Source organism: Haloferax marisrubri (assembly GCF_001469875.2).
GTDB classification, from domain to species: Archaea; Halobacteriota; Halobacteria; order Halobacteriales; family Haloferacaceae; genus Haloferax; species Haloferax marisrubri.
On the sequence record NZ_LOPW02000017.1, the window covers coordinates 221,185 to 244,894 of the forward strand.

Here is a 23,710-nt window from a genome sequence, read left to right on the forward strand (position 1 = left end):
CGAACACTACCGTTTTCTCACCGCTCTACCGCCGCTCTGAGCGCCCGCACCTCGTCGCGGACGGCGACCCACTGTTCGACCGACCCGGGGAGTTCGTCGCGGCCGTCGTGCCCCTCGATTCGGTCGCGCACGGCACCAGGGTCGTCAACGTCCTCGAAGCGGATTGCGCCGCCGCCCGCGGCCTCGACCGAGACGGTCCCGTAGCCGAACAGCGACCCCGCAACGCCCTGCGAGAGCGCGCTGTTCTGGACGCGGTCGAGCGAGACGCGCTGGACCGTCCGAGAGAGGACGCCCGTCTTCCGGTAGAGCGCCCGGTCGGTGACGACGAAGCGCGTGTTGGTGACCCGGAGGTACGACCACGCCGGGAGGAAGAAGCCAACGAGGCCGACGACCGCGAGTTCGGGCACACCGTTCGCGGCGGCCGCGACGGCCGCAACGACGACGACGGAGAGCCCGACGACGGCCGCGGGGATGACGGTCTGTATCCGCGGCCGACCCTCCCAGCGGACGGTCTCGTCGTCGCCGCGGGCCAGCCAGTCGTCGATGGCCGCGACGGCCTCCGAGTCGGTCGCTGAGTCGGCCGTCATCGCTCGTCTGTCGTCGCGTCGAACTCGAAGTCGCTCGGTTCGAGCGCGTCGGCCGACGCGTCGGGGGCGGACTCGGTTCCGTTCCCGTCAGGCGCGTCGTCGTCCGCGACGACGCCTTCCCCGCCTTCGACGGCCTGTCGAATCGCGCGGAGTTCGGTCAGGATGTCGTCGAGGACGGCGGCCTTCCCCTCCGCGTCGGTCTCCGGCCCGGAGCGGCGCTTGATTCGCTCGTTGACGAGCGTCTGGAGCGACTGCGGTTCGGCGACGTTCTGGAAGCTCATCTCGATGCCGCTCCCTCCGGCGGTGCTGATGTTGACGGAGCCGTAGCCGAACTGCGCGCCGAGGAACGTCTGGCTGTAGGAGGTGTCCTGTACCTTGTCGAACTCGATGCGCTGGACGCTCCGGGAGAGGACGCCCGTCTTCCGGTAGAGCGCGTCGGAGGTGACGACGTAGTTCGTGTTCTTGTGCGAGAGGTACGACCCGACGAGGAGCGGAATGCCGACGAGAACGAACGAGAGCGGGACGCCGACGATGAAGGAGGGCACGAGGCTGTAGGGATGCGGGGTGTCGGCCCAGAGGACCTCTTCGTCGTCGTCGAGGGTGAGCCAATCAAACTCGGTGTCCATAGCGGACAGGTTCCCGCCGGCGGTGGAATAGTGTTCCGCCGGGCGCGGGCCGCCGCCGGCCATGACTATTGCTACCGTGTGACGCGACAATTCCGCCCGGTTGGGCAAACCATTTTACGGATGCCTGCAACGGAGTGCCCATGGACAAGCAGTCACTGCTCGACTTGCTGCGTCACGACGCTCGCGAGAGCGTAGATGACATCGCCCGCCAACTGGGCGCAGACGCCGAAGCAGTGGCAGCAGCGCTCGAGGAACTCGAAGACGACGGGGTCATCCGCGGCTACCAGGCGGTCGTCGACTGGAACAACGTCGACGAGGAGCACGTCCGGGCGCAGGTCGAAGTCGACGTCGAACTCGACCGCGAGACGGGCTACGAGGAGATCGCCCGCCGCATCGCGCGGTTCCCCGAGGTCGCCACACTGCGACTCGTCTCCGGCGACTACGACTTCTTCATCGAGGTCGAGGGCGCGTCGATGCACGCCGTCTCGAACTTCGTCTCCGAGCGCATCGCCCCCATCCCTGAGGTCACGAAGACGGTCACGCACTTCGTGATGGACTCCTACAAGGAGGAGGGCATCGAACTCGGTGACGGCGACGACGACGACCGGCTCTCCGTGTCGCCATGACGCTCGGCGACCAGCTTTCGGACCGCGTCAAACAGGTGCCGCCGTCGGGGATTCGGAAGTTCTTCGAACTCGCCGAGGAGGTCGACGACGTCATCTCCCTCGGCGTCGGCGAACCCGACTTCTCCGCGCCGTGGGCCGCCCGGACCGCCGCCATCGACTCGCTCGAACGCGGCAAGACCTCCTACACGTCGAACCGCGGGATGCGCGAACTCCGCGAGGCAATCTCGGAGCGCGTCACCCGCTACGGGCAGGAGTACGACCCCGAAGACGAGATTATCGTCACGACGGGCGCGAGCGAGGCCGTCGACCTCGCGTTCCGGGCGTTCGTCAACCCCGGCGACGTGGTGGCGATTCCCCAGCCGTCGTACATCTCGTACACGCCGGGGGCCATCTTCGCCGGCGGCGAACCGCTCCCGGTGCCGACCCGCGCCGAAGACGAGTTCAAACTCACGCCCGAGGCGCTCGAAGCCGCCGGGGCCGACGAGGCCGACGTGTTGGTGCTCTGCTACCCGAACAACCCGACCGGCGCGGTGATGACCGACGACGAACTCGCCGACGTGGCCTCGTTCGTCAGGGACCACGACCTCGTGGTGCTCTCCGACGAAATCTACTCGGACCTCCGGTACGAGGACGACCACGCCTCCATCGCCACCCACCCCGGCATGCGCGAGCGGACCATCGTGTTCAACGGCTTCTCGAAGGCCTACGCCATGACCGGCCTGCGCCTCGGCTACGCCATGGGACCGCCGGGAGCCATCGACGCGATGAACAAGGTCCACCAGTACGCGATGCTTTCGGCGCCCACGACGGCGCAGTACGCGGCGCTCGAAGCCCTGCGGTCGTGCGACGACTCGGTCGAGGAGATGCGCCGCGAGTACGACCGCCGACGGCGGTTCGTCCTCGCCCGCTTCGAGGAGATGGGACTCGACTGCTTCGAGGCCAAGGGGGCGTTCTACGTCTTCCCGGAGGCTCCCGACGGCGACGACGAGGCGTTCGCCGAGGGCCTCCTCGAAGAACAGAACGTCGCGCTCGTCCCCGGAAGCGTCTTCGGTGAGGGCGGCTCGGGCCACCTCCGAGTCTCCTACGCGACGGGGATGCGCGAACTCCGCGAGGCGATGGACCGCATCGAGGCGTACGTCAGCGACTGAGCCGACCGGACACACCCGTAACCCGCTTTTTCCCGAACGAGCGACCATCATGAGTATGCGAAGCATTCACACAGTTCGGGCGCGTACATCCAGCGATGTACGACGAAATCCTGCTCCCGGTCGACGGGAGTCCGGCGGCAGAACAGGCGATGCCGCACGTGTTCGACCTCGCGGAGCGGTGCGACGCGACGGTACACGTGTTGTTCGTCGTGAACACGACGCGGGACAACGCGGGTATCGTCGGCGGGACGGTCCTCGAAACGCTCGAACGGGAGGGTACACGCGTCGTCGAGGAGGTCGTCGAGCGCGGCGAGAGCCGAGGCATCGAGACGGTCGGAGCCGTGCGTCGGGGCGCGCCGCACGAAACCATTCTCGACTACGCAACCGAACACGGCGTCGAGGTCATCGCAATGGCGACCCACGGCCGGACGGGCGTCGAGCGCGTGCTCCTCGGGAGCGTCACCGAGCGCGTCGTCCGGAGCGCGCCGGTTCCCGTGCTAACGGTCCGGGCGGGAGAGTAGTCGAATCCGCCGATTCAAGCGGTCAAAGCGGCCGGCAACGTCACCATCCGACTGCATAATCGATGATGACATCTGTTGGCACATTTCGGGAGACCAACACGCAAAGTATTATTAAATATGGTTTCCTCGTGCAACACGAATGGTTTCGGGAGGTGACACGGACATCGCCGTGACGGAGGACACGTCTACGTTCCAACTCGGGCTGGACGACCTCAAACGACGAGGGAGCGCGCTCCTCGTCGTCGGGTCGGTTCCGACGGAACTCTACTCGCGCGCGTCCAAGCAGATGCTCGGCGCTCCCGACGAGCCGCGACGCCGCCTTCTGGTCCTCAACGACTCGACGCCGCTTGACGACCGTCTCGACGCCGACATCAAGCGCTCCAAGGAGTGGACGCGCGTGGTTCGGTACTCCACGCTCGAACGGAGCGCCGCGGCCTCGCCGACACCGCCCGCCGCCGTGCCGAGCGCGATAGACACCTGCGAGCGCCGAGTGGGCGGCGGCCTCGGCCAACTCGGCGCGGAACTCGCCAACGACGTAACCGAATTCGACAGCCTCGCCGGAGGACTCTCTCCGGCGGAACTCCGCGTCGCGTTCGACTGTCTGCCGTCGCTCCTCTCGCGGTACGAGCGGGACCACGTGTTTCGGTTCCTCCACGTCATGACCACCCACGTCCGTGCGCGGAACGGGATGGTCCACGTCTGGTCCCCGGGCGACCGCGAGGACGAACTCAACCGGATGCTCGAACCGCTGTTCGACGCCGTCGTCGAACTCGACGTCGAGGGCGCGGAGGCGCGTCAGCGCTGGCACCTCCGACAGAAAGACGTCTCGTCCGGCTGGTTCCCGTTGGAATCGTGAACTTCTCACGACCAATACGTTTTTTACCCTAATCGTGTCACATAGACACAATGGAATCGTCCGGGCAGGGCAAGCGGGCTGACGCGTCTTCCACGCTGGAAGTCGGCTTTTCGCTCCCTTCAGAAGGCACGGGGTTGGTCGTTCGGGACAACGTCGAACGCCACCAGTTCATGCTTCGAACGCCGTCGCCAGTCGCGCCGGAGCCGACCGACCGTCGTCGGTTCTCCCTCCCGACGGACGCCGCGGTCCGCATCGAGACCGACCGCATCGGATTGGCGGCGAACACGGTCGTCTGCGTCCGCGACGAATCGGGGTCGATGCTCGCGCAGGTCGACCAACAGGGACACGAGGAACTCGGCGCGGGGACGTACAGCATCGAACTCTTCGGCGCGGTCAAGACGTACCTCCGAGTCGAGGGGCCGCTGACGGTCGACGCGGAACCGCTCGAAACCGTGCTCTCGTTCGAGGAGCCGCGGACGGTGTACGTCGGCGCGCGGTCGTCGCACGAGAGCCCCGCGACGACGGTGACGACGACCGACGACCCGCTGGACGTGATGCAGGCCGTCTCGGCGTTCAGCTCCTCGCTCAAGACCACGAGCGTCGAGCGGTCGTATCCGACGCTCCGGGGACACCCGCCGCTTCTCGAACTGGGCGACGAACTCGACATCCCCGAGGGACTTCACGTCCCCGACACCGGCGTCCGAATCGAGCTCCCGCCGACGCTGAGTCACATCTTCGTGGCGACGCCGCTGGCGTACTATCTCGGCGCGAGACTCGTCCCCGGTGACACTCCCCGACTCGTCACCGACGAGGGGTTCGTCCACGATTTCGACGGCCCCCACGGCTTCGAGGAGTCGGTCGCGCGCGCGCTCAAGCGGACGTTCTTCCTCGACTGCGTCGTTCGAACGGAGGGAATCTACGACGTGCCGCTCCACGAGCGCCAGACCGTCGAATCACGGACCGATATCGACGTCGAGCGACTGTACGACGCGTCGCTCGGCGAACAGCTCTCGGCGTACTTCGAGATTCCCTACGAGCACATCGCCGACCTCGTTCCGGAGTGGAAGCTGACGACGCACATCGCCCCGCAGATCGACAACGTCGAGTTGCTCCCCTTCGTCACGAACGACCTCGCGGTCGTCCGGACGCCTTCGGGGACCGAGGTTCCCCACTCGGAGGTGCAGGCGGCCGTCGTAGACGACTTCCTCCGCGACGACATCGTCAGGAGCGCGGGCGCGGCGACGCCGAGCGAGACGTACGTCAAGCCCAGTTCGACCGACTCGGTCGAGCAGGCGTGGATCAGCGACGGGACGCCGGTCGGCGCGAGCAAGACCACGCCCGCCGCCTACCGGAACCGCCTCCAGCGCAAGCCGACGCAGGGAGATATCGGCATCACGGTCGTCTGTAACGACCCCGAGATGCTCGCCGAGACGGACATCGTCGACGAGGTGTACGGCTCGCGCGACGGGCTGTCGTTCGACGTGGACGCGCACTACGACCTCAGCCGAGCGGAGCTTCGGGAGCTACTCGCCGAGCCGACCGACTTCCTCCACTACATCGGCCACATCGACGACGAGGGGTTCCAGTGCCACGACGGTCGGGTCGACGCCGAGACGCTCGACCGCGTCGGGACGGGCGCGTTCTTCCTCAACGCGTGCCAGTCGTACGACCAAGGACTCGCGCTCGTCGAGGCCGGCGCTATCGGCGGCATCGTCACGTTCAGCGAGGTCATCAACAGTCAGGCGGTCGGCGTGGGACGCACGTTGGCTCGGCTGCTTAACGGCGGGTTCCCGCTTCAGGCGTCGCTCGACGTCGTTCGGACCGACAGCGACATCGCACACCAGTACGGTGTCGTCGGGGACGGAGGACTTTCAGTCGTTCAAACTGAGAGCGGAGTCGCGGTGCTCTGTGAAGTCTCACAGCTATCGGACGACGAGTACAGTCTCTCGTACAACTCGTATCCGACCTCACGATGCGGTCCCGGTTCGCTTATCATCCCTGCGTTACCCGGGACAAACGAGTATTACCTCTCGTCGCATGGGCTCTCTAATATCAGGCTCACAGAGGCAGAGCTTCGAGAGTTCCTCTCACTAGAACAGATTCCTGTCGTCTACGACGATACGGTCTACTGGGACTGCGAATTCCTCTCGTGATTACGGACCGTAGATGACTCCCGTGTTTCCGGCCGCCACGCTTCCGGCCTGTGAGAGCAGGAGCGTGAGCGTGAACAGGACGCCCATCATGCGGGGGTTCTGACGAAGGTACGCGACCATCTGATTGCTGTCGTCGGACATGTGCACTTACTCCAAGGAGCGAGCACGAAATATAATTTTTCGTGTATATCTGATATGAAAATAACTTAATTAAGTGAACGGGAGTCGCAACTAATCGTTTGCGGAGCGCACAGCGCTATAGACGAGAGAAACGGGAGAGCGCAGTCGGCGGCCGGAACGACCGCGCCGGTCAGGAGTTGTCGACGTCGGCCCCGCCGCCGATGTCGCGGTAGACCGCGGAGATACCTTCGGTCTCGTCGAGTTGGCCGAGCGTCTCGTCGAGTTCGCGCCGGAGTTCGGTCAGCCGGGCGGTGAGCCGTTGGTACTCTTCGTTTTCTTCGAGCGCCGCTTCGTCCTTTTCGGACTCTAGGAGCGCCTTCTTCGACGCGAGGGAAAACAGGTCTTGAATACCCACGTCGTAAGCGTTTCGCAAGATGAGGTTAGAGACGGTGTCAGTCAGCGCTTCACGAGAGACGGGCTTGACGAGGTAGTCGTCGAAACCCATGGCGATGATGTCGAAATCGGGCTCGACTGCGGTCACCATCGCGACGCGGCACTCGAAGCCACGGTCCCGTATCTCCGAGAGCGCCTCGTCGCCCGAGAGGTCGGGCATTCGACGGTCGAGGAGAACAACGTCAACCTCGTCGTCGAGCTTGTCGAGCGCCTCTCGGCCGCCGTAGGCGACACGAACGCTGTAGTCGTTCCTAAGCCAGGTTGCGTACAGATCGGCGAGGTCAGGCTCATCTTCAACGATGAGCACCAGTGGCTGTTCTGCGCTCATTGGTATTGTAGTGGTGTTCCGGAGACGCTCACGAAACTCAATGTCGTGTAGTGGTATATCAAAATACCTCTTGTCTAACGCCGTCCGAAACTGCGCTTGTGCGCACTAATTGCCCCCCGGAGTTGTTATACATTCCGGCGAATCGAACAGATTCTACCTGTCAGATGTCTCTGATATCTCTTCGACGGTGATGCGGTTCGCCTCGATGTCCTCTAAGACCGCGCCCCACCCGCCGACGGTGTACGTCCCGTCGTCGGTCTCGACGGTCAGACTGACCTGCCCCGCGAGTTCCGAAAACGATAGCGCGTCCGTCGGTGCGGACACCGCCGTGTAGTACAGGTCCGTCACTTCGCCGGTGAACTCGACCGGGTCGCGCTCGTCGGTCTCGTACCCCTTGATGTGGGCGACGATGCGCTTTCCGTCGCGGATGAGCGGCTCCGTGTCCTGTACGAAGTGTCTGATGTCTGAGTACACGAGCGGCGGCTCGTCAGTCTGTGCGTCGTAGACGACCTCCCAGACCTCCCACAGCGCCGTCTGGAAGTACCAATGGAAGACGTACGCCAGGGTGTAGTCGTCGACGAGGACGCCGTACTGGTTCATCGAGTTGTCGTGCGGCGCGAAGCACGCGCCCGTCCGGTCGACGATGGCGACGAACGGGGTCGGGAGAGTGCGGTGTCTGACCTCGGTGGCGACCCCTCGATACTCCCGCTCGGCGAACGGGTCGATTTCGTCGGTCCGCTCGGGGTGCAACACGACCTTCACCAGCGCGCCGTTCTCGTACGCCTCCGAGAGCGCCGGTTTGAGCTCGTCGAACTGCTCGGGGGTGACGGATAGTTGCACCTCGCCGTCCGCCTCCCGAATCATCTCTTCGGCCCGCTTGAACACCGTCTCGAAGCGCTTGACGATGCTCAGCATGTGCCGGTCGACCGCGGGCTGTTGCCAGCGCGTCTCGATTTCTTCCGCCGCCTCGTCGAGTTGGACGGCGCGGCTCTTGAGGTCCTCCATCACGGACCGCGGGTCGCACGCTCTCGCGTGGAGACTGTCCTGCTCGTAGGTCTCGATGTAACCCTTCGCTTCGAGGTCGCGGAGAACATCGTAGATACGGGCGGTTGGGACGGCACAGGCGTCGGCGAGTTCGGTCGCACTCGCCGCTCCGAGCTGTAGAAGCGCGACGTAAGCCTCCGCCTGATACTGTGACAACCCAGCGTTCCGAAGTGCGGTACGTAGCTCCGCGGTATCCATCGCTTGTAGATGCACGATATACATCCGTATTAATTATCGCATGTCCTCGTCCCGCGTGCGACCCAGGTAATGAGCCGCCAAACCGCGGATTCGGCGTGAGCGGCGAGCGCGCGACGAAATCGAGAGCGGCGAGAGAAACGAGAGGGACCGAAGAAACGAGAGAGACCAAAGAACCCGGAGAGCCGAGAGAACCGACAGAGACTGGAAAACGGAAGCGCGCGTTACTCGCTCGGGCTGTAGTTCGGCGCTTCGTCGGTAATCATCACGTCGTGGGGGTGGCCCTCGGTCTGGCCCGCAGAGGAGACGCGAACGAAGCGGGCGCGCTCTTTGACCTCGGGGATGGTCTCGGCACCGACGTAACCCATGCCGGACTGCATGCCGCCGACGAGCTGGTGGAGTTCGGACGCGAGCGAGCCCTTGTACGGCGTCGCGGCCTCGACGCCCTCGGGGACGTACTCCTCGTCTTCGTTGTCCTCCTTGAGGTAACGGTCGGCACCGCCGGACTGCATCGCGCCGACGGAGCCCATGCCGCGGTACTGCTTGTACTTCTTGCCGTTCATCGTGATGACGCGGCCGGGGGCCTCGTCGGTGCCGGCGAAGTAGGAGCCGAGCATGACGGCGTCGGCTCCGGCGGCGACCGCCTTGATGGCGTCGCCGGAGTAGCGGATACCGCCGTCGGCGATGACGGGGATGTCGTAGTCGGCGGCGACGTCGGCGACCTCGGCGACGGCCGAAATCTGGGGCATGCCGGAGCCGGAGACGACGCGGGTCGTACAGATGGAACCGGGGCCGATGCCGACCTTGATGCCGTCCGCGAAGTCGACGAGTTCGGCCGCGGCCTCGCGCGTACCGACGTTCCCGACGACGACGTCCGCCTCGACGGACTCCTTGATGTCGCGGGCGGTGTCGATGACGTTGAGGTTGTGCGCGTGGGCGCAGTCGATGAAGATGACGTCGACGCCGGCGTCGTCGGCCATCTGCGCGCGCTCGTCGTCGAACGGGCCGACGGCGACGCCACAGACGAGGCGACCGTCGTCGTCGCGGGCGGCGTTCTCGTACTCGCGGCGCTGGAGAATACCCTGCATCGTCACGAGGCCGACGAGGTGGCTCTCGTCGTCGATGATGGGGACGCGCTCTATCTTGTGGTCGTACATGAGTTCGAGCGCGTCGCGGGCGGTCACGTCGCGCTCGGCCGTGATGACCTCGTCGGTCATGGCCTCGCTGACCTTGTCGGACTCGCCGACTTCGAGGTACGGGCGGATGTCCGTGCCGGAGATGATGCCGAGGACCACGTCGTCGTCGTCGACGACGGGCGCGCCGGAGACGCCGGCGCGCTCCATCATCTCGTCGACCTCGCTGATGGTCTGGCCGGGGTTGGCCGTGACGACGTCTTCGCGGCGGATGACGAGTTCGTCGGCGCGCTTGACGCGTTCGATTTCGCGGACCATCTGCTCGGCGTTCATGTTGCGGTGGAGCACGCCGAGACCGCCCTCGCGGGCCATCCCGATAGCCATCCCGCTTTCGGTGACGGTGTCCATCGCCGCCGAAAGGATGGGAATGTTGAGTTCGACGTTCTTTGAGACGCGCGTCGACACGTCGGCGTCGTCGGGTTCGACCCGGCTCTCCATCGGGCGGAGCAGCACGTCGTCGAATGTGAGGGATTCGGGTACCCGTAGCTTCTCGGTGAAGGGTTCTCGGTCAGGAACGTCGTTCGCCATATCAAGCGTGGTTGCGGCGACGACAAAAGGGTTGCGAGATAGCACGGGCGTGTCGATGTATCGCAAACCAGTCCGGCCATATGTACATGTGCGTGAGTATTCTCTGCATCGTCGATCGACCAAGACGACCACCGAAGCACGTGACGACGCCCGCGAGCGACGGACGCCGCCGACCCCGACCGCTCCGGGACGTTCATCCCCTCGTCACGGTGTACCGAATCACAAGACCATCGTGAATAATCACCATATTCACGAATGTGTATCACAATATCTTCGAGATTTCAGATTATAGCCGACGAATCGTCAGCGCTTTTTATATTGGCGGCAGAGATACTCGTGTCCCGTGCGGGCGTATCCCACACAACGTTTAATACTCCTGTCCTATTGTAATCTCGTATGGACTCCACGTGTCCCGCCGCATCGCGCATTGCCGGTCAAACGACCTCCGACTCCGGCATTCTCTTTACAGCGATGTGGCAGACATTTAAACGGGAGTTCAATATCGGACGAAATGGACTTCGCGTGCGGAGCGTCCGCACCCCTCTGTCCGAATTACGTCCCTATCGCCGCTTGGGCCATGGTGACGGCCAGTAACATCGAATGAGTGTCTCACGCCACCCAGTCGCCCTTCGCCTCGAGCAACAGGTGGGGGGTGCCACCCGTCTGCTCGCAACCGTCATGGGGCTGCCCCTCGTCGACGGCATCTTCCCCGCCCTCATCATCGCGGGGGCGCTGACGACCGCCGCCGGGGACCCCTCGGTCGCGGGCATCCTCCAGACCGGCCTGCTCATCTTCGGCGGGTCGGCAACGGTCGCGGTCATCCTCGCCGAGATGGACGGCACGCGCCGCGAACAGCTCACGTCCATCCTCCTGCTCGGCGCGCTGCTCATCCCGGTCGCGGTCGCCGAGGCCGCCGTCGCGGAGACCATCGAGACGCTCCTGAACTTCGAGGTGTTCCACCGCTTCGCCGGCCTCGTCATCCTCGCCGTGGCGGCGAAGACGGCCTCCTCGAAGGTCGGCGAGTACCTCCCGTCGCCGAGCATCATCATCGGCCTCGGCCTCGTCGCGAGCTTCAACCCCGCCGGGTTCGAACTCATCGTCAACCCCGACCCGATGCGCCTCCTCAGCGCCGGCGCGGCGGCCGGCACGGGCGTCGGCTTCGCCGGGGCCGTCGCGCTGTTCGCCCCGCGGCTTCGCGGCAACGTCGACATCGACCTCTTCCGCTTCGGTAGCTCGGTCGCCCTCGGCATGCTGGCGCTCGACGTGCTCGGGCTGATGCCGACGCAGGCCCCCGTCGCCCTCGGCGTCCTCGGCGTCACCGCGCTGTTCGCGTTCGACCCCGGCTCCGACGGCGCGGACCTCGACGAGTTCGTCGCCGACGCCGCTTCCCCCGAGTCGGCCACGCCGAACGCCAACGGGGCAGTCGCCGACGGCGGTGACAGCGGCGACCAGTCTGATGACTACGACGCGCTGGTCGACGACAGCGCGGGCGAGACCGACGACGACGGCTCCGAACCGGGGTACGGCTACCCCGGCGAAGAAGAGTCTCGTGCGCCCTGGCTGTAACCCGCCGGGCGACTTTTTCTCCCGGCCGACGAACCACGTGGCATGCGACGGACCTTCGACGTTCGAACCGAGCGCCGGCTTCAGGTCATCGACGTGACGGACGAGGTCGAGGCGGCCCTTCCGCGGGAGTACGACGGCGTCTGTACGGTCTTTTCGAAACACACGACGACCGGCGTCTGCGTCAACGAGGCCGAATCGCGGCTTCTCGGTGATATCGAGTCGATGCTCGCCGAGGCGGTCCCCGACGACGGCTGGGACCACGACGAACTCGACGGCAACGCCGATTCACATCTCCGAGCGCTCCTCGTCGGCAACGGCGTCTCGATACCCGTCGCAGACGGCTCCCTCGACCTCGGGCGGTGGCAGTCCGTCCTCCTCGTGGAGTGCGACGGCCCGCGCACTCGGACCGTGACGGTGGCGACGCCCTGAACCCGCCCGCGGCGTGACCTCGCGGACGCCGAGTGCGTCGAAACCGCGGCTGACGCCGACCGCTGGCGGAGGGCTTACTTACTTCGGGACGGTTGCACGGGTATGAGCAACCGCGTCGTACAAGGACGGATGGTCACGCCCGAGACGCTCGCCGAACTCGTCGAGGGCGAGCGGCCGATGGACGCCGAGCCGATTCAGGACGCCGACTTCGACTGCCCGGAGTGCGGCGAGAACGTCATTCAGGTGGGCTACATGCCGAGCGTGACGGAGTTCGTGACGGCCTACAAGTGCCAAGAGTGCGACTGGGCCGACGACGACCGCGACGAGTAGAATCGAAACCCCTTTAAGAAAAATCGCCATACGACAGAGTGCAGACAGAGCGAATCGGGGCTGTGGCCAAGCCCGGCATGGCGACTGACTCCAGAGGCTTGGCGCCCGGGACGACACTCCAGCTGATATACTGAGCGGCCGACTGATCATCGGTCGTGTTGACGACCCTCTGGAGTTCCGAGGTGCCCACCGGAGATATCAGTCGATCGGGGGTTCAAATCCCTCCGGCCCCACTCCAAACTTAATCCTTTCGTAGGGTTTTATTTAGTAGCAGAGGCGCTGTACCGCCGGTTTAGCGGAACCCCGGAGGTGCGTTCTCTGTGAGCGATTCTCCACCAGAGAAGAGCCACAGCGCCGTCGACGACGGGGACGGCGACCTCTGGTACGACGCCGAAGTCGACGAGTCGGATCTTGCGAAGAAACGGGCTCACGAGTTCTCAGCGAAGCCGACTGAGCACGGCCGGAAGGTCGCGTTCAGCAGGCTCCCAGTCGAAGCGACTCGGTCCGGTGGTCGATACAAGAACTACTGGACGGACCCTGAACCTCCCTACGAAGCGAAGACTGACGTTCAAGATAGTCCCTCGCGCGACCCACCTGCACCAGAGAACGCGTGGCGACTCGTCGAGTACCGCTGTGGGCCCTGCCACAAGTGGTGCCTCGTCGATCACGGAGAGCGCGCCGCGAAACTGCGTCAATGCCGTGACTGCGCGCGGGTCCCTGCTGCGGAGGATGAAATCAAGGACCACCGAGTCACATCCTTGTTGTGGGCGCATTTGGCCGCCCGGGATTCCACCGCAAGGTCCGGAGAGGCGACGACCGTCCTGCCCGCGCCGAGCGCCCCGAGGCGCGGGAGGGAGGAGCCCGCCGGAAGCGAGGGCTCGCCCCTCGACCCGGAAGCCGGGCCGCACCGAGGGGTCCCCGACCCCGAGGGACGTGAAAAGCCCCAGCGGCGTCTGAGCGATTACGAAGTCGCGGACGACGGGGAGCGTGAGTAGCGATGGCGACCAGCCCACCGGAGGAGTCGAAGGGACTCAACCGGGGGCTGAGCCTTGGCCCTCCAAGGAGACTAACTCTGTAGAGGCTCAACGCGAGCGTTCACGGGACTCTAGCGAACCCGACGAACTCGTACACGAGCGAGTTCTAGAGTTCGCACAGAAGTACCCGGAACTGGCCGAGACGCCCCTGTGCGAAACACACGGGCGCAAGCTGAGACGCATCGTTACGGAAGCGGACTGGCGAGACCAGTGGGTCGAACCAGAACAGCCCACCGAAAACGCGTTCCAAGTGACGGAGCTAGCGAAACGTGAAGCCTCGACGTGGGCGGACGCTCTGAGTGCCTTCCTCACCGCGCACGCACGGTACGACGGACTCCGCGCCCGATTCGCCAACGAGCAGGGCGACGAGTTTGAGATACCGCTGGTAGATGCGTGGGGAGAAGAGTACTCGAAGAAACAGTACGCACGGGCGATGGCGCTCCAGCGGCAGATGGCCGGCGGCGACCGACCGAGTGGCGGTGAATCAATCGCGGCGTGGGACTCGCCCGCGACCGCGATGCTCACCCTCACCGCGTCGTCGGTTCCTGACGGGACTCGGGTACCGCCGGTAGAACATGCTGACGCCGTACACGACTCGTTCTCGTACGACGGCGTACGCGACACACTCCGCAACACGATGGAGTATCATCTCGGGCTCGACGCCGACCAGTGGGGCTACTGGCTACAGGCAGAGCCGCACGGAATGGGCGGCGACGGGAGCGGGATGAACGCGTGCTACACGCATCTCCACGTGGGCGTCTACTTCGATACGGAACCGCTGGGACTCGACGACGACCTGCACAGCGTCGGCACCGAGTTCGAGCGGGTCATCGACAAACACGTCGAAGTGTGCGAGTACGCCGGTCGGTCGGCACACGACTACGATACGATAACCGACTACGTAGAGGAGTCGAACGGCTGTATCTCCCTGAACGCGAGCGTGGAGAACATGGGTTCGTACCTCGCGGCGTACATGGGCGGATACACCGAAGAACTCCTAGAGAAGCCAATCGAGTACCTCGCGTGGGGCTCGATTTACTGGTCGGCGGCGCGCCGTCGCACCTCACGCTCGAAGGTGCTCACCGAAGCGATTGCCGCGGACGCCTGCGAACAGCGGGCTGAGTCCGACGAGTCGAACCAGACCGACGCGCACGGCGACGCGGTCGTGTGGGACGACGGCCGTGGCCCTGATGTCGTCTGCGAGTGCTGTGGTTCTGGATGGGCGATAGACCAGTCGCGGCTCGACGCGCCCGTCTCCGACGACGACCTGAGCGACGCCCTCGACGCCGAAGGGGAGTCGGACGAGACTGAGCGCGAGCTGACGCTGGCCGAACGCTGGCCGACCGCGACCGCGGCGGCAAGCGTCGGAGAGTCAACCACGAAGACTCGAATACGGAAGCGCGTCGAAACGGAGTTGAAGTACTGTGACGATGCACCAACGGTAGCCGAAATGCTCGGTCGGAACATGATAGACCCGAAGCACGCCGAGTTCGTCGAATCGGTGATGAACGGCGAGGACGACTCCGAACCGGAATCGTTCCGCCGGGCGTCGCTCGATTCCAAGTGGCACCTAGAGGCCATCGTCGACCGCGACGGCGAGGAGCACGCGCCGAACGGCGGCGGCGTCGATATGGCCCCGCTGAAACTCCCGGTACAGCGCATCCTCGACGAGACGAGACTACAGCACAGTCTCGGACGTGGAGAGATGTGGCGGTGCTCGAAGTGTAACTTCGCGTACCACGACGACGGGACGATGCACGCACGTCACTTCGTCGGGGAGCACGGTATCACGGACCCGGAGAGTGCGGACAATGTACTGCTGGTAGATGACTACTACGACGAAGACAGAGAGTGCATGCGGCACCCCGCGAAATAGTCTGAAACAGCTGTGTCTAACTCCCCAATTTGTGATATTATATTGAAGTCGTGCTGAATACAGAGCGCTAATCTCGCAATCAAGTCGATTGATACAGTTCGTCTGAATTCTGATTGCTCAGAGCCCTGAAAGCGGAGGAAGAACGACTAATACGACGAGTCCTGTCCCCACAAGCGTCCACCCAACGTCCGGCCACCAATCTTCTCCCCAAACTCCAAGAACCGCCCCACTAACGAGACAGAGAACTGCGACTGTCATTGCGTCGAACGCCACTAACCAACGTGCGAGCAATGTGACGAGCAAACCAAGCCCAGCACCGAATTTGAGAGGCTTTGCAACTGATTCAGAAGTGAGAAAATCCGAGTTCAATTCAGGCATACATCCGGACAGAGGTTAACAGGATAAATGCCTTGTCAACCACTCAGATAGATGTAGTACTCGTGTATTCCGTCGCAATCAACTGGAGGGGAACTCCTGAGAGACTCACCCTCTGTCTGTGTCACGCGGTTCGTGTCACATTCTGAGGTATTCGCCATCGGTCTCTCAAAAATGTCTGTGCTGCCGATGATGCTGATAAGAATCCTTATTCGGAGAGGTGAATGCACAAGCAGGACGGGACGCATCACCAGCGAAACCACCGGTTTCGCCACCCATCCACCCGCCCCCTTTACGGGTCAGGGTGGTGGGTGCTCACTCGTCTTCGTCGAGCTCGCCAGCGTCTAGTTCTTCGTTGAGATAGCGACTACCAAGAGAGGTCAGAGAATAGTAGCCATCCTCCTCACGGGAAAGGAGTTCGTACTTCGTCAGTTCTCGACAGCGTACACCGACGTAGTTCCTGTGAGAACCGATGTTTCGGCCGATTACTGCAGGTGGGACTTCACCTGCGTCACGGACGTATTCGAGAATCGCGTCGTCGATAGGAACCATCCAGTCCGCCCGTTGACGCATATAGGATTTCCTATAGAGGGAGTGCTTAGAACCCCTATATGAAGAGTCGATACTGTGCTACAAAATCTGAAAAACATTGCGTATGCAAAGTTTAATGTTACGTCGGTGAAGACTCAGCGTATACGGAAGCTACACGCGGACCTGACTGTGTCGGGTCCATCCAGAATCAAAGCGGACCCAGTGCGACAACACTGGCCCGCGGTGGCTCCCGTAATCAGGCTACGGAAGCATGTTCAACAACAATCCGAGGGGCCTTGAACCCCTACGAATCCCGGCAGAATCGACCTCGGCGGCACGTCCGAGTTTCACTTTCGCTCAAACCTTCACTTTCACTCCGGGGAGTGGATTTGGGGTTTATACGTCTACCCACCAACGTCTCTCTCGGTTGAAGGTCCCCGGCCGGGAGGGAACGTGTCTAGGTTGCTTTCCCGACCGGTGTGGCCCACGCCAAGAATCCGACGCGAAAGCCATGAGCAACTACGAAAGCAACCACCGTAAGCGTAGCGACCGGAGTGTAGCTGAACCGGAGGTGCGGCACGATGAGTAAGGAACTCACCGTGCTTCAGCTGTCCGAGGAACAGCGGGAAGCTCTCGCCGATGGTCGAAGCGCGACCTTCGGTTTCGACGAGTCGATCATCTTCGTGACGCCGGAGGAGATCGACGCGGAGAGACTGGCCGACTTCCTCGACGCCGAGGTGAACACCCGGCGGGTGACGCGGGAGGTGCTGTGATGAGCGACGAACTGCGGGACCTCTCACCGCGTGAAGCGCGTGAGCGGTTCCTTGCTCGACGGGCGCAGACACAGGCGAAAGCGACGATTCGGTCGTACCGGAATCGGCTGAACGCGTTCGTTCACTGGTGCGAATCAGAGAACGTCGAATCGATGGCTGACCTGAACGGCTGGCTCGTCGACGAGTACCAAGCACACCGTGAGGGACAGGGCGTGTCTCCATCGACGGTCAAGGGCTCGATTGTCGCACTGCGGCAACTGGTAAAGTACTGCCAGCGCATCGAGGCCGTCGACCCGGACCTGCTGGACAAAATCGAGGTGCCGAAGCTGTCGAAGGACCAGCAGACCAGCGACAAGAAGCTGGCTGCTGAGGACGCTCTCGACCTGCTGTCGATGTATCGGGATTCGCGTCGTCTGTTCGGAACCGCGTGGCACGCGTTGCTCGAAGTGACGTGGCACACCGGCGCGCGGATGGGCGGCCTGCGTGCGCTCGACCTGGGCGACTTCGACCGGGAGGAACGCTCGCTGGAGTTCCGACACCAACCGGAGACGGGCACGCCGTTGAAGAACAAGGAGGACGGCGAGCGTGTCGTCGGTGTCCCGGAACCGGTGGTCGATGCGCTCGACGTGTACGTCGCTCGTGAGCGGTCGGACAAGCGCGACGAGTACGGACGTGAACCGCTGTTCGCGGCTCGGCAGGGGCGTCCGTCTCGGACGACGCTCCGGTCGTGGTCGTACCAGGGGACGCAACCGTGTCTCTACATGGAGTGCCCGCACGGTCGGGAGCGTCACTCGTGTTCGTTCACGTCTCGGAGTGAGAGCAGTAAGTGCCCGTCTTCGAGAGCACTACACGCGATACGGACTGGCTCGATTACGTGGCAGCTCGACCGTGGCGTGCCTATCGAACTGGTGGCTGAGCGTGTGAACGCGACGCCGTCGACGATTCGCCGGTACTACGATAAGGCGGACGAGCACGAGCGGTTCCGCCAGCGGCGTCGTGAACTGAGCGCGTCTCTCGATATTCAGAACCATGACTGAGGGGGTGCGCGAGTTCGATGGTTTCACGGGCCACCCTGCCGCTGTCTGCCGATTTCTTGCTCCCCTCCGGCCCCATACTTTCTTCCGCGAACCACACGGCGAGCACCTCGTGTGCTCGCCTCTCGTGAGCGGATGTAATATGAACAGAGGAGGGATTTGAACCAGAGAGCGAACGTAGTGAGCGACCGAGGTTCACAATCTCTCCGGCCCCACGCTAATCTTAATTCTAACGCAGGGTTTCATCCGGAGTGGCGACGCTCTCGCGTGGGTGCTAACCCACACAGGAGGTGCGTTCTCCGCGAGCGACGCCGTGCCGTTAGCTGGATGTCAGGTATCAAAACACGTATCATACCCACGCGCCAAGCCGACAGCGAAGCCGAATGGATGACGATATTAAGACAGTCGTGTACGAGTCTTACACGAATTTATTCGGCCACACGCCGTTCCTCAATCGCCTCGTAAACCGCGTTTCGGACTCCGTAGTCACAATCGACAGTTCCGCCGACATCGGGCGGAAGACGCAGATTACGGGCACCGTCGATATCGGGCCGAACGTCTCCGTCTCCTCGAACGTCGAAATCGACGGGAGCGTCGAAATCGGGAGGAACACGAATCTGAACGGGGAGAACCTCGTTCTCGGCGACGTTTCAATCGGAAAGTACTGCGCCATCGCGCCGCGGTCGCGGATACGAACCGTCGACCATCCGACGTACAAAGCCGGAATCCAGAGCAGTTTCTACAGCGAAATCGGCGCTGACCTACCGCACATCTCGAAGGGACCGATCGACATCGGAAACGACGTGTGGATAAGTTCGGATTCGAAGATACTCGGAGACGTCACAATCGGCGACGGGGCGGTAATCGCGGCGAACTCGGTCGTCGTGGACGACGTCGAACCGTACTCACTCGTGGCCGGCGTCCCGGCGAGACACAAGAAGTACCGGTTCGACCGGGAGACAATCGAGGCGCTTCAAGAAATCGCGTGGTGGGATTGGTCCGAAGAAAAGCAACGACGAAACGTCGAGTTCTTCGACGCCGACTTGCGTGAGGTCGACGACGTTCGGTCGTTGGTTAAGTGAGCGGCGGAGTTCACCGAGACTCATTTTAGGCGGGCTATACGGCCGTGTACCGCGCCGAACCGATGCTACAACAGCGAGAGTGCTCCCAGCGCGAACCCCGCGGCCACCGCGGCCGTCAGCCGAACTGCCTGCTCGTCCGGCACGCGGAGGACGCCCGCGGCCATCACCGAAACGGACCCCCCGAAGAGGGCGCCCCGAAATATCTCGGCAACGCCCGTGACCGAGTCCGTGGGGGCGAACACCCGGAGCGCGGCCATTCCCGCGAACCCGAGGAGAACCAATACGCCGTCGCGCCGGAGGTCCCGCGGTTGCTTCTCCATACCCCGCAGTTGTTGTCGCTCGTCTGAAAACAATTGGCTTCGAACCGAGAAAATACCACAAAGATACCAATGAACTATAGGCGCTTGGAGCGACAGCGCGGTATGGTACGGGACACAGCCCGGCGACTCGCCGAGTACCTGAGCAGGCGAATCGGCGACGGGCTCCGAACGGTCGTCATCGCCGACGACGACGGCTTCGAACTGGAGTACCTCCGCGACGACCTCTCGGAGCGGTACACGGACGGAACCCTGACAGCGGTCATCTCCGACCTGCGGGTCGAGACGCCGTTTTCGACCCCCGGCATCGACACCCACCCCATCGGCGAGCGCCGCGCCGTCGTCCACTACTACGAGAACGCGTTCGTCCTGCAGTTCCCCTTCTCCGAAGCCGAGCGAATCATCATCAGCATCGGGACCGACGCCGGGACGGACCTCCTGCGGTTCATCGAGGACTGTCGGCGAATCGTCGACCGAAGCGGCTGAGCGTCGCCCCGGCCCGCCTCGGCCCACCCCGCCCCGTTCGCGTCGCGGCCTCGACTGCCTCGGCGACGCCGCCGCTGCACAACGATTTTCTCTCGCGCGCCCGACGTGAGAGTGATGGAACTCGTCTCTGTCGCCGCGCTCGCCGAGAACCGCGTCATCGGCCGCGACGGCGAACTCCCGTGGCCGAGCATCCCCGCCGACAAAGAGCAGTACCGCGCCCGCATCGCCGGCGACCCGGTGGTGCTCGGCCGGACGACGTTCGAGTCGATGCTCGACGACCTGCCGGGGAGCGCCCAAATCGTCATGAGCCGGAGCGAGCGGTCGTTTTCGGTCAACACCGCCCACCGCGCGGCGAGCGTCGAGGACGCGGTCGATATCGCGGAGTCGCTGGGCGCGGAGACGGCCTACGTCATCGGCGGCGCCGCCATCTACGGGCTGTTCCAGCCGCATCTCGACCGGATGGTGCTGAGCCGCGTCCCCGGCGAGTACGAGGGCGACACGTACTACCCCGAGTGGGACGACGACGAGTGGGAACTCGACTCGGAGACCGACTACGAGGGCTTCACGCTCCAAGAATGGGTCCGGGTCGACCGCGACTGAGGTCGGCGGCACGCGGCCGCTCGAAACAGCCCCACGCGACTCGCGGCGAGGCCCGCTGGGGCGCGTAGCTTGATACGCCGGAGGTCCGTAGCGGGCGACGATGCGTCCGAACGTCGACACGCGGATTCTCGCGCTCGCGCTGGCTCGGATGGTCGACGCCCTCGCCAACTCGTTTCTGGTCGTCGTTCTCCCCCTGTACATCGGGAGCCAACTGGTGTCGATGCCGTCGTTCGTCGGCACGACGCTTCCCCTCGGCCCCGTCCGATTACCCCTCTCGACTGAGCTCCTCATCGGCGTCGTGCTCTCGCTGTTCGGCTTTCTCAACAGTTTCAGCCAGCCGTTCACGGGGTCGCTGTCGGACCGCACGGGTCGTCGACGGGTCTTTCTCCTGACCGGCCTCGCGCTCGTCGCCGTCGGGAGCGCCGGCTACCTCGTGTTCGCGGACTACGGCTCGATACTCGTCATGCGCGCGTTGCAGGGCATCGGCGCGGCGTTCACCATCCCCGTCACGGTGGCGCTGGTGAACGAACTCTCCGGCGAGGACGAACGCGGCGGCAACTTCGGCCTGTTCAACACCTTCCGACTGCTCGGGTTCGGGACCGGCCCGCTCGTCGCGGGCGCGGTCGTCACCGCCGGGCCCTACTCGGTCGCCGGCGTCGAGATATCCGGCTTCGACGCCGCGTTCCTCGTCGCCGTCGTCGGCGCGGCGGTCAGTTTCGTCCTCATCGCGCTCCTCATCGAGGACCCAGAACGGACCGACAGCGAGGCGGCCGACGACATCTCGCTTTCGGTGCGGAATCCCGACGGTTCCGGGCTCGACCCCGTGTTCGCCCTCGGCGTCGCCACCGTCGTCATGGCGCTGAGCATCGCCATGTACGCCCCGCTCGCCAACGTCATCAACGAGCGACTCGACCAGGGGACGTTCCTGTTTTCGGTGCAGTTCGGCGCGACCGTCCTCGCCAACGTCGTCTTCCAGTACCCCATCGGTCGGCTGAGCGACCGCTACGGGCGGCGGCCCTTCCTCGTCGGCGGGTTCGTCCTCCTGCTCCCGACGACGCTCGCACAGGGGTTCGTCCAGTCGCCGCTCGTGATGATTCTCGCGCGGTTCCTGCAGGGCGTCGCGGTCGCCGCCGTCTTCGCGCCCTCGCTCGCCCTCGCCGGCGACCTCGCCAAGGCCGGGCAATCGGGCTCAACGCTCTCGATTCTCACGATGGGATTCGGCCTCGGCGTCGCCTTCGGAACGCTGTTTTCCGGCATCCTCGTCGGGTTCGGCTTCGCCGTCCCCTTCGTGGCCGCGACCGCGCTGGGCTCGGTCGGACTCCTCCTCGTCTACACGCAGGTCGGCGAAACCGTCGAGGTCGGTGAGGGTGGCGGTGGCAGTCCCTCTCCCGCCCGCGGCGATTAACGCCGGTTCGGCGGTCCGGGCGGAGTCGCGGCCGCGTCGGTGTCGGCGTCGCCGACGAGGTCGAGCAGGAACGAGCGAACCGTCGCCGCCGTCTCGTCCCACGTCGGATGCGCGAGAAAGCGGTCACGGGCCGAAAGCGAGAGCGACTGTAACCGCCGACGGTTCCGACACAGCGGGGCCACCGCGTCGGTGATTTCGGCCGAATCCGTCGGGTCGACGAGGAAGCCGTCCTCGCGGTGCGTGACGAGTTCGCTCGCGCCGCCGGCCGACGAGACGAGCGCCGGGAGGCCGAACCCCATCGCCTCGACCGCGGCGATGCCGAACCCCTCGTAGTGCGAGGGGAGCGCGAACAGGTGGGACTCCCGGAGCGTCGCGGCGAGGTCGGCGTCCGAAAGCCGGCCCGCGAAGGTCACGCGGTCGTCGATGCCGCGGTCGACGGCGAGGTCGGAGAGGGAGTCGGAGTAGTCGGCGTCGACCGCCGCGCCGGCGACTGTCAACTCCCAGTCGCCGCGGACGCGGGAGAGGCCGCGGAGCAGGCCGTCGACGTTCTTCCGCGGTTCGAGGTTACAGACCGTGACGACCCGGAGCGGCCCGTCGGCGGCGCGCGCCCGTATCTCGTCGTCGCCGAGGGGCGCGCCGAACGACGAAAAGCGGTCGCCGGCGGGGTGCGCTACGACGCTCGGCTCGGGGTCGGTGACGGCCGCGACCGTCTCCCTCGTCGTCTCGCTGTTGAACACGAAGGCGTCCGCGGAGCGGAGATACCGACTCTCGACGGCGCGTCTGGCGTGTCGTCGCCACCGGCGGAACCGCTCCAGCGAGTTGAGGTGGTGGACGACAGAGACGACCGGAACGTCGCCGTCGAGCGCGGCGTTCGCGCCGACGAGCGAGGGATGGCACAGTTCGTCCTGTAGGAGCACGTCCACGTCGAGGCCGCGGAGGCGACGGACGGCGGTGACGTTGTCCCGGAGGCGCTTTCGGTACGGCCGCTCGGGGAGCGAGACGACGGTCACGTCGTCGCCGGCGGCGCGGAGCCCGCGGACGAGTTCGGAGTCGTAGCGATAGCCGCCCGAACGGGCGTCGAGCGGGCCGTAGACGACGAGGCCGACCCGCACGTCAGAGCGGGGTCTCGTAGGTCGCGCTCGCCACGTCGTCCTCCCAGACGCGGACCGAGACGTGCTGGGGCGCGTCGAGAGACGCCGCCTCGACGAACCGCTCGCACACCTCGCGGGCGAACCGCTCGACGCTCGGGTTCTCGCCGGCGAACTCCACGAGTTCGTTCATCGTCTCGTCGCGGTAGCGGGCCAGCGTCGCGTCCAGCGCGGCCTTCACGTCGTCGATATCGACGAGATAGCCGTACTCGTCGAGTTCCGGGCCCGAGAGTTCGACCTCGACGGTGAACGCGTGGGAGTGAAGCTCACCTTCCGGTCCGGGGTTCGGAACCGTCAGGTAGTGCTGGGCGATGAGGTCCCTGCGAACCGAGACGCGGTACATGAA

Annotated in this window: 27 protein-coding genes and 1 tRNA gene; 17 read left to right on the forward strand and 11 right to left on the reverse strand. The window is 64.5% G+C overall.

Going from position 1 to position 23,710, the window contains the following annotated elements:
- Positions 1-17: 17 nt before the first annotated feature.
- Both AUR65_RS13320 and AUR65_RS13325 read right to left on the reverse strand, forming a co-directional pair.
- A complete protein-coding gene (locus AUR65_RS13320; protein WP_058567329.1) occupies positions 18-587 on the reverse strand; it encodes a PH domain-containing protein in 570 nt (189 codons plus the stop codon).
- Positions 584-1,213, reverse strand: a complete 630-nt coding sequence (locus AUR65_RS13325; RefSeq protein WP_058567359.1) for a PH domain-containing protein — start codon at positions 1,211-1,213, stop codon at positions 584-586. Before AUR65_RS13325 ends, AUR65_RS13320 begins: the two co-directional genes overlap by 4 nt.
- Before the next feature lie 140 nt (positions 1,214-1,353).
- Between AUR65_RS13325 and AUR65_RS13330 the strand changes: the two genes are divergently transcribed.
- The 5 genes from AUR65_RS13330 to AUR65_RS13350 all read left to right on the forward strand — a co-directional run bounded on the left by AUR65_RS13330 (position 1,354) and on the right by AUR65_RS13350 (position 6,517).
- Positions 1,354-1,839 carry an Lrp/AsnC family transcriptional regulator gene (locus AUR65_RS13330; RefSeq protein WP_058567330.1) on the forward strand — a complete coding sequence of 162 codons (486 nt, stop codon included), beginning with the start codon at positions 1,354-1,356 and terminating at the stop codon, positions 1,837-1,839.
- Positions 1,836-2,987, forward strand: coding sequence for a pyridoxal phosphate-dependent aminotransferase (locus AUR65_RS13335; RefSeq protein ID WP_058567331.1), 1,152 nt, complete (start codon positions 1,836-1,838; stop codon positions 2,985-2,987). Before AUR65_RS13330 ends, AUR65_RS13335 begins: the two co-directional genes overlap by 4 nt.
- A gap of 95 nt (positions 2,988-3,082) precedes the next feature.
- Positions 3,083-3,508 carry a universal stress protein gene (locus AUR65_RS13340; protein ID WP_058567332.1) on the forward strand — a complete coding sequence of 142 codons (426 nt, stop codon included), beginning with the start codon at positions 3,083-3,085 and terminating at the stop codon, positions 3,506-3,508.
- Positions 3,509-3,647: 139 nt separating this feature from the next.
- Positions 3,648-4,364, forward strand: a complete 717-nt coding sequence (locus AUR65_RS13345) for a DUF7504 family protein (protein WP_058567333.1) — start codon at positions 3,648-3,650, stop codon at positions 4,362-4,364.
- A gap of 134 nt (positions 4,365-4,498) precedes the next feature.
- Complete coding sequence (locus AUR65_RS13350) at positions 4,499-6,517, forward strand: hypothetical protein (protein WP_058567360.1); 2,019 nt, start codon at positions 4,499-4,501, stop codon at positions 6,515-6,517.
- Here the strand turns inward: AUR65_RS13350 and AUR65_RS20040 are convergent, their stop codons facing one another.
- The 4 genes from AUR65_RS20040 to guaB form a co-directional block, all read right to left on the reverse strand.
- Entirely contained in the window at positions 6,518-6,658 is a 141-nt protein-coding gene (locus tag AUR65_RS20040; RefSeq protein ID WP_008093006.1) for a DUF7503 family protein, read from the reverse strand. It lies immediately after the preceding gene.
- A gap of 169 nt (positions 6,659-6,827) precedes the next feature.
- Positions 6,828-7,418 carry a HalX domain-containing protein gene (locus AUR65_RS13355; RefSeq protein WP_058567334.1) on the reverse strand — a complete coding sequence of 197 codons (591 nt, stop codon included), beginning with the start codon at positions 7,416-7,418 and terminating at the stop codon, positions 6,828-6,830.
- A gap of 153 nt (positions 7,419-7,571) precedes the next feature.
- Positions 7,572-8,660, reverse strand: a complete 1,089-nt coding sequence (locus AUR65_RS13360) for a TrmB family transcriptional regulator (protein WP_058567335.1) — start codon at positions 8,658-8,660, stop codon at positions 7,572-7,574.
- Positions 8,661-8,881: 221 nt separating this feature from the next.
- Positions 8,882-10,378 carry an IMP dehydrogenase gene (gene guaB / locus AUR65_RS13365; protein WP_058567336.1) on the reverse strand — a complete coding sequence of 499 codons (1,497 nt, stop codon included), beginning with the start codon at positions 10,376-10,378 and terminating at the stop codon, positions 8,882-8,884.
- Positions 10,379-11,056: 678 nt separating this feature from the next.
- On the opposite strand from guaB, the gene AUR65_RS13375 reads away from it, so the two are divergent.
- From AUR65_RS13375 to AUR65_RS13395, 6 genes are all read left to right on the forward strand, one after another.
- A complete protein-coding gene (locus tag AUR65_RS13375) occupies positions 11,057-11,944 on the forward strand; it encodes a DUF5794 domain-containing protein (protein WP_058567337.1) in 888 nt (295 codons plus the stop codon).
- A 42-nt stretch (positions 11,945-11,986) separates the two neighbouring features.
- Positions 11,987-12,373, forward strand: a complete 387-nt coding sequence (locus AUR65_RS13380) for a secondary thiamine-phosphate synthase enzyme YjbQ (protein WP_058567338.1) — start codon at positions 11,987-11,989, stop codon at positions 12,371-12,373.
- Between the two features lie 102 nt (positions 12,374-12,475).
- Positions 12,476-12,703 carry a DUF5795 family protein gene (locus tag AUR65_RS13385; RefSeq protein WP_013035372.1) on the forward strand — a complete coding sequence of 76 codons (228 nt, stop codon included), beginning with the start codon at positions 12,476-12,478 and terminating at the stop codon, positions 12,701-12,703.
- 56 nt (positions 12,704-12,759) lie between these two features.
- A tRNA-Trp gene (locus AUR65_RS19755) sits at positions 12,760-12,936 on the forward strand.
- A gap of 87 nt (positions 12,937-13,023) precedes the next feature.
- Positions 13,024-13,698 carry a hypothetical protein gene (locus AUR65_RS13390; RefSeq protein WP_058567339.1) on the forward strand — a complete coding sequence of 225 codons (675 nt, stop codon included), beginning with the start codon at positions 13,024-13,026 and terminating at the stop codon, positions 13,696-13,698.
- A gap of 289 nt (positions 13,699-13,987) precedes the next feature.
- Positions 13,988-15,613, forward strand: coding sequence for a hypothetical protein (locus AUR65_RS13395; protein WP_084816455.1), 1,626 nt, complete (start codon positions 13,988-13,990; stop codon positions 15,611-15,613).
- Positions 15,614-15,730: 117 nt separating this feature from the next.
- Here the strand turns inward: AUR65_RS13395 and AUR65_RS19570 are convergent, their stop codons facing one another.
- Together AUR65_RS19570 and AUR65_RS13400 are read right to left on the reverse strand one after the other, a co-directional pair.
- Positions 15,731-15,991: a hypothetical protein gene (locus AUR65_RS19570; protein WP_146047425.1), complete on the reverse strand. Its 261-nt coding sequence runs from the start codon at positions 15,989-15,991 to the stop codon at positions 15,731-15,733.
- A gap of 312 nt (positions 15,992-16,303) precedes the next feature.
- On the reverse strand, positions 16,304-16,540 hold the full coding sequence (locus tag AUR65_RS13400; protein WP_233194373.1) for a hypothetical protein: 237 nt from the start codon (positions 16,538-16,540) through the stop codon (positions 16,304-16,306).
- Between the two features lie 560 nt (positions 16,541-17,100).
- Between AUR65_RS13400 and AUR65_RS13405 the strand changes: the two genes are divergently transcribed.
- From AUR65_RS13405 to AUR65_RS13415, 3 genes are all read left to right on the forward strand, one after another.
- Complete coding sequence (locus AUR65_RS13405) at positions 17,101-17,292, forward strand: hypothetical protein (protein ID WP_004968043.1); 192 nt, start codon at positions 17,101-17,103, stop codon at positions 17,290-17,292.
- Positions 17,292-18,329, forward strand: coding sequence for a tyrosine-type recombinase/integrase (locus tag AUR65_RS13410; protein WP_058567341.1), 1,038 nt, complete (start codon positions 17,292-17,294; stop codon positions 18,327-18,329). The genes AUR65_RS13405 and AUR65_RS13410 overlap by 1 nt, the downstream gene beginning before the upstream one ends.
- 380 nt (positions 18,330-18,709) lie before the next feature.
- Positions 18,710-19,408 carry a xenobiotic acyltransferase family protein gene (locus tag AUR65_RS13415; RefSeq protein ID WP_084816456.1) on the forward strand — a complete coding sequence of 233 codons (699 nt, stop codon included), beginning with the start codon at positions 18,710-18,712 and terminating at the stop codon, positions 19,406-19,408.
- A 65-nt stretch (positions 19,409-19,473) separates the two neighbouring features.
- Here AUR65_RS13415 and AUR65_RS13420 read toward each other — a convergent pair whose 3' ends face one another.
- Positions 19,474-19,728, reverse strand: coding sequence for a hypothetical protein (locus AUR65_RS13420; protein ID WP_058567343.1), 255 nt, complete (start codon positions 19,726-19,728; stop codon positions 19,474-19,476).
- 102 nt (positions 19,729-19,830) lie between these two features.
- On the opposite strand from AUR65_RS13420, the gene AUR65_RS13425 reads away from it, so the two are divergent.
- The 3 genes from AUR65_RS13425 (at position 19,831) to AUR65_RS13435 (ending at position 22,216) form a co-directional block, all read left to right on the forward strand.
- Complete coding sequence (locus AUR65_RS13425; protein ID WP_058567344.1) at positions 19,831-20,211, forward strand: hypothetical protein; 381 nt, start codon at positions 19,831-19,833, stop codon at positions 20,209-20,211.
- 114 nt (positions 20,212-20,325) lie between these two features.
- Positions 20,326-20,811, forward strand: coding sequence for a dihydrofolate reductase HdrA (gene hdrA / locus AUR65_RS13430; RefSeq protein WP_058567345.1), 486 nt, complete (start codon positions 20,326-20,328; stop codon positions 20,809-20,811).
- Between the two features lie 100 nt (positions 20,812-20,911).
- Entirely contained in the window at positions 20,912-22,216 is a 1,305-nt protein-coding gene (locus AUR65_RS13435; RefSeq protein WP_058567346.1) for an MFS transporter, read from the forward strand.
- Here AUR65_RS13435 and AUR65_RS13440 read toward each other — a convergent pair.
- Entirely contained in the window at positions 22,213-23,328 is a 1,116-nt protein-coding gene (locus AUR65_RS13440) for a glycosyltransferase family 4 protein (RefSeq protein ID WP_058567347.1), read from the reverse strand. The genes AUR65_RS13435 and AUR65_RS13440 overlap by 4 nt on opposite strands.
- Before the next feature lies 1 nt (position 23,329).
- Positions 23,330-23,707, reverse strand: coding sequence for a 6-pyruvoyl trahydropterin synthase family protein (locus AUR65_RS13445; protein WP_058567348.1), 378 nt, complete (start codon positions 23,705-23,707; stop codon positions 23,330-23,332).
- Positions 23,708-23,710 lie beyond the last annotated feature (3 nt).